The sequence below is a fragment of the Glycomyces sp. NRRL B-16210 genome (genome assembly GCF_000719515.1).
GTDB lineage: Bacteria > Actinomycetota > Actinomycetes > Mycobacteriales > Micromonosporaceae > Glycomyces.
The window spans coordinates 116,344-129,949 of the sequence record NZ_JOGR01000004.1 but is presented as its reverse complement, the minus strand read 5'-3'; the positions used below and the strand labels follow the sequence as shown (position 1 = coordinate 129,949).

Annotated in this window: 14 protein-coding genes and 1 riboswitch; of the genes, 13 read left to right on the top strand and 1 reads right to left on the bottom strand. The window is 71.3% G+C overall.

The features are described 5' to 3' along the window. Positions 1-9: 9 nt before the first annotated feature. The 12 genes from IF12_RS0106995 to IF12_RS0106940 all read left to right on the top strand — a co-directional run bounded on the left by IF12_RS0106995 (position 10) and on the right by IF12_RS0106940 (position 12,762). On the top strand, positions 10-1,005 hold the full coding sequence (locus tag IF12_RS0106995) for a carbohydrate ABC transporter permease (protein WP_051704067.1): 996 nt from the start codon (positions 10-12) through the stop codon (positions 1,003-1,005). Further along, positions 1,002-1,889, top strand: coding sequence for a carbohydrate ABC transporter permease (locus IF12_RS0106990; RefSeq protein ID WP_030156169.1), 888 nt, complete (start codon positions 1,002-1,004; stop codon positions 1,887-1,889). Before IF12_RS0106995 ends, IF12_RS0106990 begins: the two co-directional genes overlap by 4 nt. A 2-nt stretch (positions 1,890-1,891) precedes the next feature. Further along, a complete protein-coding gene (locus IF12_RS0106985; RefSeq protein WP_035748588.1) occupies positions 1,892-2,479 on the top strand; it encodes a hypothetical protein in 588 nt (195 codons plus the stop codon). A gap of 162 nt (positions 2,480-2,641) precedes the next feature. Then, positions 2,642-3,271, top strand: coding sequence for a hypothetical protein (locus IF12_RS0106980; RefSeq protein WP_030156164.1), 630 nt, complete (start codon positions 2,642-2,644; stop codon positions 3,269-3,271). Positions 3,272-3,636: 365 nt separating this feature from the next. Beyond that, entirely contained in the window at positions 3,637-4,242 is a 606-nt protein-coding gene (locus tag IF12_RS0106975; RefSeq protein WP_030156157.1) for a CDP-alcohol phosphatidyltransferase family protein, read from the top strand. A gap of 112 nt (positions 4,243-4,354) precedes the next feature. Then, positions 4,355-4,735, top strand: coding sequence for a glycine cleavage system protein GcvH (gene gcvH, locus IF12_RS0106970; RefSeq protein WP_030156154.1), 381 nt, complete (start codon positions 4,355-4,357; stop codon positions 4,733-4,735). A 34-nt stretch (positions 4,736-4,769) separates the two neighbouring features. Beyond that, a complete protein-coding gene (locus IF12_RS0106965) occupies positions 4,770-5,207 on the top strand; it encodes an FHA domain-containing protein (RefSeq protein ID WP_030156152.1) in 438 nt (145 codons plus the stop codon). Between the two features lie 182 nt (positions 5,208-5,389). After that, positions 5,390-5,860 carry a bifunctional nuclease family protein gene (locus IF12_RS0106960; RefSeq protein ID WP_030156150.1) on the top strand — a complete coding sequence of 157 codons (471 nt, stop codon included), beginning with the start codon at positions 5,390-5,392 and terminating at the stop codon, positions 5,858-5,860. 102 nt (positions 5,861-5,962) lie between these two features. Then, positions 5,963-6,520, top strand: coding sequence for a MerR family transcriptional regulator (locus IF12_RS0106955; protein ID WP_081913327.1), 558 nt, complete (start codon positions 5,963-5,965; stop codon positions 6,518-6,520). Positions 6,521-6,541: 21 nt separating this feature from the next. Next, positions 6,542-6,655: riboswitch (glycine riboswitch) on the top strand. Between the two features lie 77 nt (positions 6,656-6,732). Then, on the top strand, positions 6,733-9,576 hold the full coding sequence (gene gcvP / locus IF12_RS0106950) for an aminomethyl-transferring glycine dehydrogenase (RefSeq protein ID WP_030156146.1): 2,844 nt from the start codon (positions 6,733-6,735) through the stop codon (positions 9,574-9,576). 330 nt (positions 9,577-9,906) lie between these two features. Continuing rightward, a complete protein-coding gene (locus IF12_RS0106945; protein WP_030156143.1) occupies positions 9,907-11,556 on the top strand; it encodes a substrate-binding domain-containing protein in 1,650 nt (549 codons plus the stop codon). A gap of 63 nt (positions 11,557-11,619) precedes the next feature. After that, the gene (locus tag IF12_RS0106940) at positions 11,620-12,762 is read left to right on the top strand and encodes a chorismate-binding protein (RefSeq protein WP_035748586.1); all 1,143 of its coding nucleotides are present in this window, start codon (positions 11,620-11,622) and stop codon (positions 12,760-12,762) included. A gap of 12 nt (positions 12,763-12,774) precedes the next feature. Here the strand turns inward: IF12_RS0106940 and IF12_RS0106935 are convergent, their stop codons facing one another. Next, positions 12,775-13,026 (bottom strand): hypothetical protein, encoded by a 252-nt coding sequence (locus tag IF12_RS0106935; RefSeq protein WP_133884292.1) that lies wholly within the window; start codon positions 13,024-13,026, stop codon positions 12,775-12,777. A 202-nt stretch (positions 13,027-13,228) separates the two neighbouring features. Here IF12_RS0106935 and IF12_RS0106930 point away from each other — a divergent pair, with 202 nt between their 5' ends. Beyond that, positions 13,229-13,603: an ankyrin repeat domain-containing protein gene (locus IF12_RS0106930; protein ID WP_030156135.1), complete on the top strand. Its 375-nt coding sequence runs from the start codon at positions 13,229-13,231 to the stop codon at positions 13,601-13,603. Positions 13,604-13,606: the final 3 nt, after the last annotated feature.

Sequence of the window (13,606 nt, the reverse complement as noted above, 5' to 3'; positions counted from 1 at the left end):
AAACCAGCCGTGTCAGCGTCTCCCTCCACCGCCGCCGAGCCCCGAGCGGGCTCCGGCGGTACACCCGGAGCGCCACCGGTCCGTGCGACCCGAGGAGCGGCCAAGCGCCGCTCCTCGGCGATCCGCGGAGGTGAGCGCCTCGCCGGCTACGCCTTCATGATCCCCTGGATCATCGGCACCGCGATCTTGACCATCGGACCGATGGCCTGGTCGCTGTACCTGTCGTTCACCGACTACCACCTCATCCGCGGCGGCGAGTGGATCGGCCTGGACAACTACACGGCCGTCTTCAACGACCCGATGTTCTACCGCGCCGTCCGCGTCACCCTCCTGTACGTAGTGCTGGCCGTCCCGGTCAAACTCGTCGCCTCCCTCGCCGTGGCCATGCTGCTGTCCCAGCGCCGCCGAGGCATGTCCTTCTACCGCGCCGCCTTCTACATGCCCTCCCTGATCGCCATGAGCGTCGGCGTCGCCCTCATCTGGAAGGCCCTGTTCGCCAACGGCGGCGTCCAGGACCGGTTCATGGGCGTCTTCGGATGGGACGGCGGCGGCTTCCTCGGCAACCCCTCGGTCTCCATCCTCATGCTCGTCCTGCTCGCGGTCTGGAGCTTCGGCGCGCCGATGGTCATCTTCCTCGCCGGCCTCATGCAGGTCCCCCAGGAGCTCTATGAGGCCGCCGACGTCGACGGCGCCGGCAAATGGCACAAGTTCGTCCGCATCACGTTGCCGATGCTCTCGCCGGTCATCTTCTTCAACGTCCTCATGGAGACCGTCGGCGCCTTCCAGGTCTTCGGCTCGGCCTACATCATCGGCGGCGAATCCGGATCACCCGCCTGGTCGACCCTGTTCTACACCGTGCGGATCTACACGCTGGCGTTCACCGACTTCCGCATGGGCTACGCCTCGGCGTACGCCTGGCTGCTGGTCCTGGCCGTCGGCCTGGTCACCGCCGTCATGTTCCGCGCGGCCAAACGGCTCGTGTTCTACGCAGGGGAGGACAAGTGACCGTCCAGACCGAAAGCGGACGCACCCTCGTCCGCAACCGCAGGCCCGCCTCCGACCGCGCCAAGGACGCCCTGTGGCACGTGACCATGCTCGCGGTCCTGGCCGTCGTGCTCTACCCGCTGCTGTGGGTCGTCACCGCCTCACTCAAAGGCAACCGCGACATCATCACCGACACCGCGCTATGGCCGGCGACCATCACCTGGGAGCACTTCGCGAACGCCTTCGACGGCCTCGCGGGCATCCCGCTGTGGCAGTTCTTCTGGAACTCCTTCGCCATCGCCGGACTGTCGGTCATCGGCGTCGTCATCTCCTGCTCGATGACCGCCTACGCCCTGGGACGCCTCCGCTTCCCCGGCCGCGCCGCCATGCTCGGCATCGTCATCGCCACACTGCTGCTGCCCTCCCAGGTCATGCTCATCCCGCAGTACCTGATCTTCTCCGAACTGGAACTGACCAACACCTACGTGCCCCTGGTCATCGGCAAGTTCCTCGCCCTGGACTCGTTCTTCGTGTTCCTCTACATCCAGTTCATCCGCGGCATCCCCAGAGAACTCGACCAGGCCGCGACCCTCGACGGGGCCGGGCACTTCCGGGTCTTCTTCTCGATCCTGCTGCCGCTGCTGCGCCCGGCGGTCGTCACCTCCTCGATCTTCACGTTCATCTGGTCGTGGAACGACTTCCTCGGCCCGCTGATCTACCTTTACGACATGGAGAAATTCCCGATCCCGAGGCTGCTCCAGTCCTACTCCAACAGCGAAGGCGTCTCCAACTACGGCGGCATGATGGCCATGACGCTCCTGTCGCTGGTGCCGGTCGTACTGTTCTTCCTGGTCTTCCAGAAGTTCCTCATCAGAGGCATCGCGACCTCCGGCGTCAAGGGCTGACCGTGGCCCGCGCACCGCGAGGACGGGCATTCGGCGAAGGGTTCGCGCTCTTCGCCGAATGCCTGCTCACCGGCGTCTGGATCGCCCTCGCCGCACTAGGGATCGTCACCATCCCGGCGGCGCTGGCGGCCGGATCGCGCCACCTCGCCGCCCACACCGAAGGCGAGAGCGCCTCCTGGGGCCGGTTCTGGTCTGACTTCGCCGCCGCCTGGCGCACCTCCTGGCCCGTCGGACTGGCCATGGTCGGCGCCGCGCTCCTGTTGGGGCTCAACCTCGTCGTCCTCGCCCAAGAAGGCGTGCCCTACCGGCCCGGATTCGCCCTGGCCACCTTCCTCGTCGCCGGCCTCGCCGCGACCGTCCTGCTGCGCGCCGCCTCGCTCTGGGAACCCGGGTCCCGCTGGAAGGACCTGTTCGCCGCCGCTCTGGCCCAGACCCGCTCGGACCCGGGCGGCACCGGCATCCTCCTGGGCGGCCTGCTCGTGACCGCGGTGTCCACGTGGGCCCTGTGGCTGCTGGTCGTCCCGATGGCCGGGTGCCTGGTGGGCGCGGCGGTGGCCGTGCGCCGCAGGAGCCTCGCCCGAGAGGAGTAGCCCCCGGGCCCGCCCAGTCGTGCTCAAGGAGGACCGGTGTTCCTTCCAGCGACGGTCTTCGATGCTTGCTAGCGTTGGGGGAGGAGCACACCCCCAGTCTGCGAACAGGCACCGTGGCCCGTCCGCTCCTGCGGGCGACCGTGAACCCGCACGGAGGCACCCATGTCCATTCCGCCCGAGACCCCGACCGAGCCGGCCGCCGCCAAGACCCGCCCCGGGGCGGTGACGGTCGCGGTGTGGCTCCAGATCCTGCTCGCCGTGTTCGTGATCGCCCAGGCCGTCACCGGCCTGCTCTACGGCGCCGACGCCCAGGCCGCCGCCGAAGCCGAACTCGACGCCCAGGGCTACTCCCTGTCCGACCTGCCCGAGGGCACCACCTTCGAATTCGGCGGCATCGCGCTCATCGGCCCGGTCGTCGCCGCCCTCCTCCTGATCGTCCTGGCCCTGCTCAACGGCGCCGGCAAGCGCCCGGCGCGCGTCATCACCTGGATCGTGCAGCCGCTGGTGCTGCTGTGCGGCGGCTTCCTGGCCTTCTCGCAACTGCTCGCCGCCGACCTCCTCCAGGCCGGCATCGAGGCCACCGGCGGCCCCGAGGACCTCGACGCCGCGGCCCTGTTCGACGCCGTCTTCGGCGCCTACCCCGCGTGGGCGGGCATCGTCGACTACGGACTGTTCGCCCTGGCGACCGTCGGCTCGCTCCTGGTCATCGTCCTGCTGGCCGTCCCGGCCTCGAACGCGTTCTTCCGCAAGGAGACCCCGCAGACGTTCATCCCCGGCGCCCCCGCCGCCTGAGCGCCGCACGACGCACCGAGCCGGCCCGCGCGGGCCGGCTCGGGTTGTTTCCCGTCACGTTTTCCCACCGCCGCCGTCACCGCCCGACTCCCCACAGGAGCGACCGGCCCCGGCCCCAGCTCGCGAAACCGCCCCCGCGCCCGCACGCTCCGCGATGCGACCGCGCATTTCCGCGACACAGGCGTCGGACCCTGCGGCTAGAATCGCGGTACACCCACCGAACCGACCGATCCGCCCACCGCACCGCACCGTGCGCCGGCGGATCGACGCACCGCACGGACCGCCCGCCGCACCGGCTGGCGAGAGGAGACCGACCCAGGGCCGACGGCCGTCGCACGACGCCGAAGCCCGCCGAGAGGACCGACTTGAGCAAGTCAGCAGCAGCGCCGCCCGGCTGGGGCGTATGGACGTGGCCCAACCTGGTCACCGCCATCCGGCTGCTCGGCATCCCCCTGTTCTGCTACCTCCTCCTGGCCACCGAGTACTACTGGCAGGCCGCCCTCGTCCTCGCCGTGGGCGGCGGCACCGACTGGGTCGACGGCCAGATGGCCCGCCACATGAACCAGGTCTCCAAGCTCGGACGCCTCCTCGACCCCTTCGTCGACCGGCTCTACATCCTCTCCTCGCTGCTCGTGCTCACCTTCATCGGACTGCTGCCGTGGCTGTTCACCGTCGCCGTCCTCGTGCGCGAGGCGGTCCTGGTCTCCATCGTGATCGTCCTGCGCTGGCACGGCTTCGCCCCGCCCCAGGTGCACTTCCTCGGCAAGGCCGCCACGACCGTGGTGTTCATGTCCTTCCCGGTGCTCGTCATCGCCGGCCTGGTCGAGGACGCCTCGGCGTGGGCCGCCCCGCTGGGCTGGGCCCTGGCGTGGTGGGGCCTGGGCCTGTACTGGCTCGCCGCCCTCGTCTACCTGCGCCAGGCCGCCGGACTGCTGCGCGAGCGCAGCCCCCAGGCCGGCGCCCTGGCCTGAGCGGGGAGTCGGTCACGCCCCGCCGCCCCGCCGCAGACGGCCCCGCGCCGGGCGATACCGTCATGGGCGTCCGACCCGCCGCCGCGCGGGTTTCCTCAGAGGGGAGCGCCAGGTGATTCCGGAGCAACTGCGTTACACCGCGGAGCACGAGTGGGTCGAGGAGCGCGGGCAGGCCCGCGTCGTCCGCGTCGGCATCACCGACTTCGCCCAGAGCGCGCTCGGCGACGTCGTGTACGTCCAGCTTCCGGAGGCGGGCACCGAGGTTCGGGCCGGCGACGTGGTCGGCGAAGTCGAGTCGACCAAGAGCGTCTCCGACGTGTACGCTCCGTTGACCGGTAAGATCGTTGCTTGCAATCCAGAATTGTCGCAATCCCCGGAATTGGTGAACGGCGACCCCTATGCGGCGGGCTGGATGTTCGACATCGAAGTCGAGGATGCAAGCTCGCTCAGCGCTTTGCTCGACGCCGGAGCGTATGCGAAGCTTACGGAGTGACCAGAGGGTCCAGACTTGTAGAAGGTGGCAATCCATGACGCGTTCGAATGACGAGTTCCCTCCGCCGGATGTGACGGCCACGATGAACCTGTCCGCTCTCCAGGAGAGCGGCGAGGTCGACGCGGAACTCAATTCCGCCCGCTTGGCGGACTCCCTTCCGGCGGGCACCGCGCTGCTGATCGTCCGCCGCGGACCGAACGCCGGCGCGCGCTTTCTGCTCAACCAAGAAGTGACGACCTCCGGGCGCCACCCCGACTCCGACATCTTCCTCGACGACGTGACCGTCTCCCGGCGCCACGCCGAGTTCCACCGCGACGCGGCCGGGTTCACCGTCCGCGACGTCGGCAGCCTCAACGGCACCTATGTCAACCGCGAGCGCGTGGAGACCGCCGGCCTCGGCAACGGCGACGAAGTCCAGATCGGCAAGTTCCGCCTGGTGTTCATCTCCGGGCCCAAGCCCGCCGCCGCCTGAGGACCGGGTCCCCGCCCGAGTGCGCCCCGCGCGCATCACGACGAGCAGGACCGTCGGGCAGCGCCCGCAGCGCGCCCCGTCGAGTAGGATTTGAGCTTCGAGGCCGAGAGTTTCAAGGACCCGCCCGGGACCTCCCGCGGCGGGTCCGCAGGCAGTGGACGCAACCCGTTGGAGGCGAACCGGTGCGGATGATGACCGTAGTCGGGGTCCGCGTGGAACTCCCGAGCAACCAACCGGTGGTCCTGCTCAAGGAGACCGAGGGCAACCGCTACCTGCCGATCTGGATCGGCACGGTCGAGGCCGCGGCGATCGCCTACCAGCAGCAGGACGTGCAGTTGTCGCGCCCGCTCACCCACGACCTCATGCGGGACGTCCTCGAAGCCCTCGACACCACCCTCACCTCCGTGGAGATCACCGAGCTGCGCGACACGGTGTACTTCGCCGAGCTCGTCCTCGACGGGCGCACCCGCGTCTCCTCGCGCTCCTCCGACGCCATCGCGCTCGCCCTGCGCACCGAGGCCCCGATCTGGTGCGCCGACGCCGTGCTGGACGAGGCCGGCGTGGTCCTTCCCGACACCCAGGAGGACGAAGTGGAGAAGTTCCGCGAGTTCCTCGAAGAGGTCACGCCCGAGGACTTCGACGAGGGCCACTGACCCTCCGACCTGCCCGAGCATTTCTCTCGTTCGGCCCATGGTGGAGGGTCCGGCGGTTACGCTCACCTTCGAAGACGCCTGGTGATCTTGCGGAGGGACGCGATGGACGCCCACAGTGAACCGACCGGACGGCCCGCCGTCCACCCCAGCCAGATCCGCGGCTGGAGAGGCGCCGCCGCGTGCCGCGTCGTCGGCATCACCTACCGCCAGCTCGACTACTGGGCCCGCACCGGCCTGGTCGAGCCGAGCATCCGCCCCGCCACCGGCTCGGGCTCCAACCGCCTCTACTCCTTCCGCGACATCATCGTCCTCAAGGTCATCAAGCGGCTCCTGGACGCCGGCGTCTCGCTCCAGAACATCCGCAAGGCCGTCGAGGCCCTGCGCAGCCGCGGGGTCAAGGACCTCGCCGAGATCACCCTCATGTCCGACGGCACCACCGTCTACGAGTGCCGCTCGGCCGGCGAGGTCATCGACCTGCTGCGCGGCGGCCAGGGCGTCTTCGGCATCGCCGTGCGCACCACCGTCACCGAGGTCATGGGCCGCCTGTCGACCCTCCCGGGCGAGGCCCCGGTCAAGGCCCCCACGCAGCTGCACCCGCCCGGGCGGTCGGCCGACCGCCACACCGGCACCGTGCCCGGTGGCCGACGCACCGCCTCCTGACCTACCATGGCCGCAGAGCCGGAAAGACTGGTGGGAGAGCCCGCGCGGCCTCGCGAAGCGAGCCGAGGCCCGGCGCGGCACCGAAGGGGCAAGTTTTCCTCCGAACCTCTCAGGTAACAGGACCGCCCGTCATTGGCCGCTCTGGAGCCGGGCACCGGTGACAGATGAGGGAGATGCGTTCACGCACCGCCTGTCACCGGAGGAAACCCGAGTTGTCTTTTCCCGAACGCCACATCGGCACCAGCGCCGCCGACCAGGACGCCATGCTCAAAGCGGTCGGCCTTTCGAGCATCGAGGCGCTCATGGACGCCGCCATGCCCGAACTCATCCGCTCCGCGGACGGCCTCGGGCTGCCCCCGGCCGTCTCCGAGACCGAGGCCCAGGCCGAACTGCGGGCCCTGGCCGACCGCAACCGGCCCAAGCGCTCCATGATCGGCCTGGGCTACCACGGCACCCACACGCCCGCCGTCCTGCGCCGCAACCTCCTGGAGAACCCCTCCTGGTACACCGCGTACACCCCTTACCAGGCCGAGATCTCCCAAGGCCGCCTCGAAGCGCTCCTGAACTTCCAGACCATGTGCGCCGACCTCACCGGCCTGCCCGTGGCCGGGGCGAGCCTGCTCGACGAGGCCACCGCCGCGGCCGAGGCGATGCTCCTGGCCCGCCGCGCGGCACCCTCGGCGACGCTCGCGAGCCGTCAATCAGCGCAGCCCGGCACGGGGGACGTCTTCGCCGTCGACCGCCAGGTGCTGCCCCAGACCCTCGCGGTCCTGCGGACCCGGGCCGAACCGGTCGGCATCGACCTCGTCGTCGCCGACCTCACCGACCCCGCGGCGATCCCCGAGGGGGCCTTCGGCGTCCTCGTCCAGTACCCGGGCGCCGACGGCGCCGTCCGCGACTGGAGCGACCTGACCGAGGCCGCGCACCGCGCGGGCGCCACCGTCACCGTCGCCGCCGACCTCCTCGCCCTCACCCTCCTGACCGCCCCCGGCGAGTTCGGCGCCGACATCGCCGTCGGCTCCACCCAGCGCTTCGGGATGCCCATGGGCTTCGGCGGCCCCCACGCCGGCTACATGGCCGTGCGCGAATCGCTCCAGCGGCAACTGCCCGGGCGGCTGGTCGGCGTCTCCCGCGACGGCGCCGGCCGGCCCGCGCTGCGCCTGGCGCTCCAGGCCCGCGAGCAGCACATCCGCCGCGAGAAGGCCACCAGCAACATCTGCACCGCCCAGGTGCTCCCGGCCGTCATCGCCTCCTCCTTCGCCGTCTGGCACGGCCCCGCGGGCCTCAAGGCGATCGCCGAGCACGCCGCGGGCGCCGCCGCGCGCCTGGCCGCCTCGCTGACCGCCGGCGGCGTCGCCACCGCCGGAGCCGCGTACTTCGACACCGTCACCGCGCACGTGCCCGGCCGTGCCGAAGCCGTCGTCGCCGGCGCGGCCGAAGCGGGCGTGAACCTGCGCCTGGTCGACCCCGACACCGTCGCCGCCGCCTGCGACGAGACGACCACCGAGACCGACCTGCGCGCCGTCTGCGAAGCGTTCGGCGTCGACCTGCGCGAACCGGTCGCGGCCGCGATCCCCGCCGATCTGCGGCGCACCTCGGCGTACCTGACGCACCCGGTGTTCACCGCCCACCACTCCGAGACGGCCATGATGCGCTACCTCAAGCGCCTCGCCGACCAGGACTACGGCCTCGACCGCGGCATGATCCCGCTCGGCTCGTGCACCATGAAGCTCAACGCCGCCGCCGAGATGGAACCGATCTCCTGGCCCGCGTTCGCCGACGTGCACCCCCTCGCCCCCGCCGACCAGACCGAGGGCTGGCGGGACCTCATCGACCAGCTCGAAGGCTGGCTCGCCGACGTGTGCGGCTACGCCGCCGTCTCCGTCCAGCCCAACGCCGGCTCCCAAGGCGAACTCGCCGGACTCCTGGCCATCCGCGCCTGGCAGGCCGACCGCGGCCAGGCCGGGCGCGACGTCTGCCTCATCCCCGCCAGCGCCCACGGCACCAACGCCGCCTCGGCGGTGCTCGCCGGGATGCGGGTGGTCGTGGTCGCGTGCGACGAGGCCGGGAACGTCGACCTGGAGGACCTGGACGCGAAGATCGCGGCCCACGCCGACCGGCTCGCGGCGCTGATGATCACGTATCCGTCGACGCACGGGGTGTACGAGGCGACCGTGGTGGAGGTGTGCGCGCGGGTCCACGACGCGGGCGGGCAGGTGTACGTGGACGGGGCGAACCTGAACGCGCTGCTGGGGTGGGCGAAGCCGGGCCGGTTCGGCGCGGACGTGTCGCACCTGAACCTGCACAAGACGTTCTGCATCCCGCACGGCGGGGGCGGTCCGGGCGTGGGGCCGGTGGCGGTGGCCGAGCACCTGGTGCCGTTCCTGCCTTCGGACCCGTCGGGCGAGGCCGGTCCGGTGGGGCCGGTGTCGCAGGCGCGGTGGGGTTCGGCGGGGATCTTGCAGATCCCGTGGATGTACCTGCGGATGATGGGCTCGGAGGGGGTCACGGCGGCGACGGCTTCGGCGGTGCTGGCGGCGAACTACGTGGCCGCGCGTCTTCGGGAGCACTTCCCGGTGCTGTACGCGGGGGAGCAGGGCCTGGTGGCGCACGAGTGCATCCTGGATCTGCGGGAGTTGACGAAGCGGTCGGGGGTGACGGTGGAGGACGTGGCGAAGCGGTTGATCGACTACGGGTTCCACGCGCCGACGATGTCGTTCCCGGTGGCGGGGACGCTGATGGTGGAGCCGACCGAGTCGGAGGACCTGGCCGAGCTGGACCGGTTCTGCGAGGCGATGATCGCGATCCGGGCCGAGATCGAGGCGGTCGCCGAAGGCGCGGTGGCGGTGGGGGACTCGGCGCTGCGCGCGGCCCCGCACACCGCGGCGGCGGCGACCGGCGACGTGTGGGACCGGGCGTACTCGCGCACTGAGGCGGCCTGGCCGGCGGGGCATTCGACGGCGAAGTACTGGCCGCCGGTGGGGCGGATCGACAACGCGTGGGGCGACCGGAACCTGGCGTGCACCTGCCCGCCGATCGAGGCGTTCGGCGAATAGGCGGAGGTTCGCGGAGCGGGCCCGCTCGCACGGCGGGCGGGCCTATCCCGGCGAAGCTTCGGGGCCGTGATTGTGCACCTCCTCGGTGACGCTCCCCGGCCGTAAATATGCACCTCCTCGGCGACGCTTGCGAGCCGTAATTGTGTAGAGCCTCGGCGACGCTTGCGAGCCGTAATTGTGTAGAGCCTCGGCGACGCTTGCGAGCCGTAAATATGAACAGCCTCGGTGAAGCGTGCGAGCGGTAAAGGCGCTCGGTGCCGTGGGCTCTAGACTGGCTGCCGACGGTTCCCCCCAGGAGTGAAGCTGATGGTTTTCGGTACTGCGCGTGCGGTGAAGTCGCACCGGACAGGGCGGCGGCGCAAGAAGGGCGGCTCGCGGCTGCCGGTGGCGCCGTGGATCGTGATCACGCTCGTGTGCGTACTGATCGCCTCCGGGTTGACCTGGGGTTTCATGGCGTTGCTGCGGTCGGGCTGCTCGGGTTCGGTGTTCCGGGTGACGGTGGCGGCGGCGCCGACCATCGCCGGGGCGGTTGAGGACGCCGCGCAGGACTGGGAGGCGACGCAGCCGGAGGTCGACGGCGAGTGCGTGGGCATCTCGGTGACCGAGGTGTCGGCGGCCGAGGCCTCGCGGGGGATCACCGGGATCTGGGACCAGAAGTCGCTGGGCGCGCCGCCGATCGCGTGGGTGCCCGACTCGCAGGCGTGGGCCTCGTGGGTGACCTCCAGTGAGGCCACGGCCGGGTACGTCTCCTCGGAGCCGGTGGTGCTGGGCCAGGCCACGTCGGTGATCGCCTTGGCGGAGTCGAAGGCCGAGGAGCTGGGCTGGCTGGGGGGCCAGCCGCCCTCGTGGCCGGAGATCCTCGACGCGGCCTCGGAAGGCCAGGTCACGTTGGCGGCGGCGAACCCGCGGACTTCGACCGAGGGCCTGGTGGCGATGCTCAACGCGTCCTCTGACGGCGAGGGCGGGTTCTCCGAGGAGGCGATGGCCGCCTATGCGGCCGCGATCGAGTCGGGGTCGGTGCTCGACCACGCTCCCGAGCAGTTCGCCGGCTACGCCGAGACCGGCGACACGACGCAGGTGTTCACGGCCCTGGGCTACCAGGTGGAGGACTTCAACGCGATCAGCGGCGTCGAGGACCCGCTGGTGCCGGTCAGTCCGGCGGGCACCTCGCTGGGCGCGGTCGCGGCGTACCTGGTGCTGGGCGGGGCCGGGTGGGTCTCGGATTCGGACGCGGGCATCGCGGCGCGGTTCGGGGAGTTCCTGGCCGGGGCGGTCGCCTCGGGGGACTTCACCGATCCTGAGCTGACGCCGGTCGAGGACGCGGCGACGGCGCTGGCGATGGCCACACCGGAGGCGGTGGGCCTGGCGGTGCGGTCGTGGCAGTCGGGCAGTCGGGACTTGAACGTGCTGTTCCTGGTCGACCGGTCGATCGCGACCGAGGAGGAGACGGTCGACTACGGCGGGGAGTCGATGCCGGCGGCGACGGCGGCGATCCGGTTGGCGATCGGCATGGTCGAGGACATGGAGTCGACCTATCGGGTCGGGTTGTGGGAGTTCGGGGTCGGGGCCGGGGGCGATCAGAACTGGCGGTCGGTGACCGATGTGGCCGAGCTGTCGGACGACAATCGGGCGAACCTCGTCGACGACCTGTACGGGGTGTGGGAGGACGAGCCGTATCAGGGCGGTTCGCCCCTGTACGACTCGCTGGTGGCCGCGTACGGCCACATGGGCGCCAATTCGGTCGCCGACGCGGTGAACCTGGTGGTGGTGCTGACGAACGTCGGCGTGGACGTGGAGAGCCAGCCGACGGTGGAGCAGACGGCGCAGGCGATCGCGGACATGGACGGGTCGGTGACGGTCTACACGATCGGGTTCGGTTCGGCGAACGGGGACAATCTGCGGGTGCTGGCCGAGGCCGGCGGCGGTTCGTATCTGGAGTCGCCGGACGCGGCCTCGGTGCTGGCGTCCATCGGCGGCTGAGGCGCCGGTGAGGTGGGCCACTCGCGCTTCAGTCGCCGGCTCGCCCTGGGCGACACTTGAGCGGTGTCGGTGTTCGCTGCGGTCCCGCCCGCCCCTCCGGGGGTCCCTGCGGCGTGCCGCGAGCGGCTCGTCGAGGTCGACCGGTGCGAGTGGCGTCTGGGCGAGGGCGGCGATCCGGCCGCGATAGCGGCCGCGTTCACCGCCCGGTACGCGGCCGATCATGTGGTCTCGGAGGGGTCGGTCTGCGGCGTCGCGGTCCTGGTCTCTGCGGCGGCCGGGGCGGTGATGGCCGGCGGCGCGACCGGTGCGCCCTCGCCGGTCCCGGCGGTTCCCGATCTCGTGCTCGTGGCCTTCGCGCACGGCCCGCACCGCGACCGCGAAACCTCGGGGTCGTTCGCGGTGGGGCCGTGGGCGCCGTCGTGGACCGGTGCCGACCACGCGAAGGCGGTCGTGTCCGTCCAGGAGGCGATCGGGCGCGGGCAGGTGTACGTCGCCAACGTCGTGGGGCACCGCAGCGCGCCGTGGTCGGGCGATCCGGCCGGGATCGCCGCGGCGGTCGCGGGGGTGGGCGGCGCCTCCTGGGGCGGGGTCCTGTCCGGTCGCGACTGGCTGGTGGCCTCCGGCTCCCCCGAGTGCTTCTTCACCGTCGAGGGCCGCACCGCGGCGGCGCGCCCGGTCAAGGGCACGGCCCCGGCGACCGAGGAGGGCCGGGCCGAGCTGCTCGGCTCGGTCAAGGAACGCGCCGAGCACGTCATGATCGTCGACCTCGAACGCAACGACCTGGCCCGCGTCGCCGTGCCGGGCAGCGTCCGCGTGCCCGAGCTGCTGCGCCTGCACCGGTGGGCCGACCTGTGGCAGGCCGAGTCCACCGTCGAGTGCGAGCTCGCCGAGGGCGCGGACCTGGCCGAGGTGCTGCGGGCGATGTGCCCGCCCGGGTCGGTGACCGGCACGCCGAAACTGGCGGTGCTCGACCTCGTCGGCGGCCTCGAACCGGTCGGGCGCGGCCCGGCGATGGGCGCGTTCGGGTACGTCTGCGGCACCTCGGTGCGCCTGGGCGTCACGATCCGCACCGTCGCCCTCGACGCCGACCGGGCCCACCTGTGGGCCGGCGGCGGCATCACGTGGCGATCGGCGCCCGAAGCCGAAGTGGCCGAAGCCGAGGCGAAGGCCGCGGCCGTGACCGCCGCGCTCACCGCCGGCGCATGACCGAGACCCCCCTCAGCCCCGGGCGGACCTCCAGATCGCGAGCGTCTGCTCCTTGGCGCGGTCCCTGAGCTCCTCCGGCCACTCGGCGCGGTAGAGGCGCAGGCGCGGCGTGGGGGAGTCGAGCTCGACCACGCACCCGAGCGCCATGGGCGGGTCGGGATGGACGCGTCTGAGCCAGACGGTGCCGACGTTGCCGTCGTCCCCGCTGACCTGAATGGTGCGATGCTCCAATTGGAACTGCCCCAGGATCTTCGGCTCGCCCATGATCGAGTCCTCACCGTCCTTGTCCCACCGATAAAGGCCCGCGGTGGTTCGTGTCAGCGACGCCGCCGCGCAGGCCCGCATCAATCTTTCCCACCCTTATGCAGCCGTGTCAATACCCGATCCGACACCTGGCCGGGTGAAACGCGATCGGTCCGGTCCATTGCGGAGGACCGCGCGGGCCCCGTAAGGGTGTGTCAAGCTGGTGTGCGTGAGCGATGACGAGGAATTCCGCAGTATTGCCGAGGCCGCGTTCGACCTGGCCCGGGCCGGCGAGACCGAGCGCCTGCTCAGGTTCGTGGCGACCGGGCTGCCGGTCGACCTGGTCAACGGATCGGGCGACACGCTGCTCATGCTCGCGGCCTACCACGGCCACGCCGCCACGGTGCGGGCCCTGATCGAGGCGGGTGCGGCGGTCGACCGGCGCAACGACCGCGACCAGTCGCCGCTGGCCGGCGCGGTCTTCAAAGACTACGGCGAAGTCGTGACCGCACTGCTGGAGGCGGGAGCCGACCCGGACGCCGGTACGCCCTCGGCGAGGCAGATCGCCGCGATGTTCGACCGGAACGTCTTCAGTTGAATA

Excerpts from the sequence above, each read along its gene's own strand:
- IF12_RS0106935 (WP_133884292.1), bottom strand. The coding sequence starts at position 13,026 with ATGGGCGAGCCGAAGATCCTGGGGCAGTTCCAATTGGAGCATCGCACC.
- IF12_RS0106980 (WP_030156164.1), top strand. The coding sequence starts at position 2,642 with ATGTCCATTCCGCCCGAGACCCCGACCGAGCCGGCCGCCGCCAAGACC.
- IF12_RS0106965 (WP_030156152.1), top strand. The coding sequence starts at position 4,770 with ATGACGCGTTCGAATGACGAGTTCCCTCCGCCGGATGTGACGGCCACG.
- IF12_RS0106955 (WP_081913327.1), top strand. The coding sequence starts at position 5,963 with ATGGACGCCCACAGTGAACCGACCGGACGGCCCGCCGTCCACCCCAGC.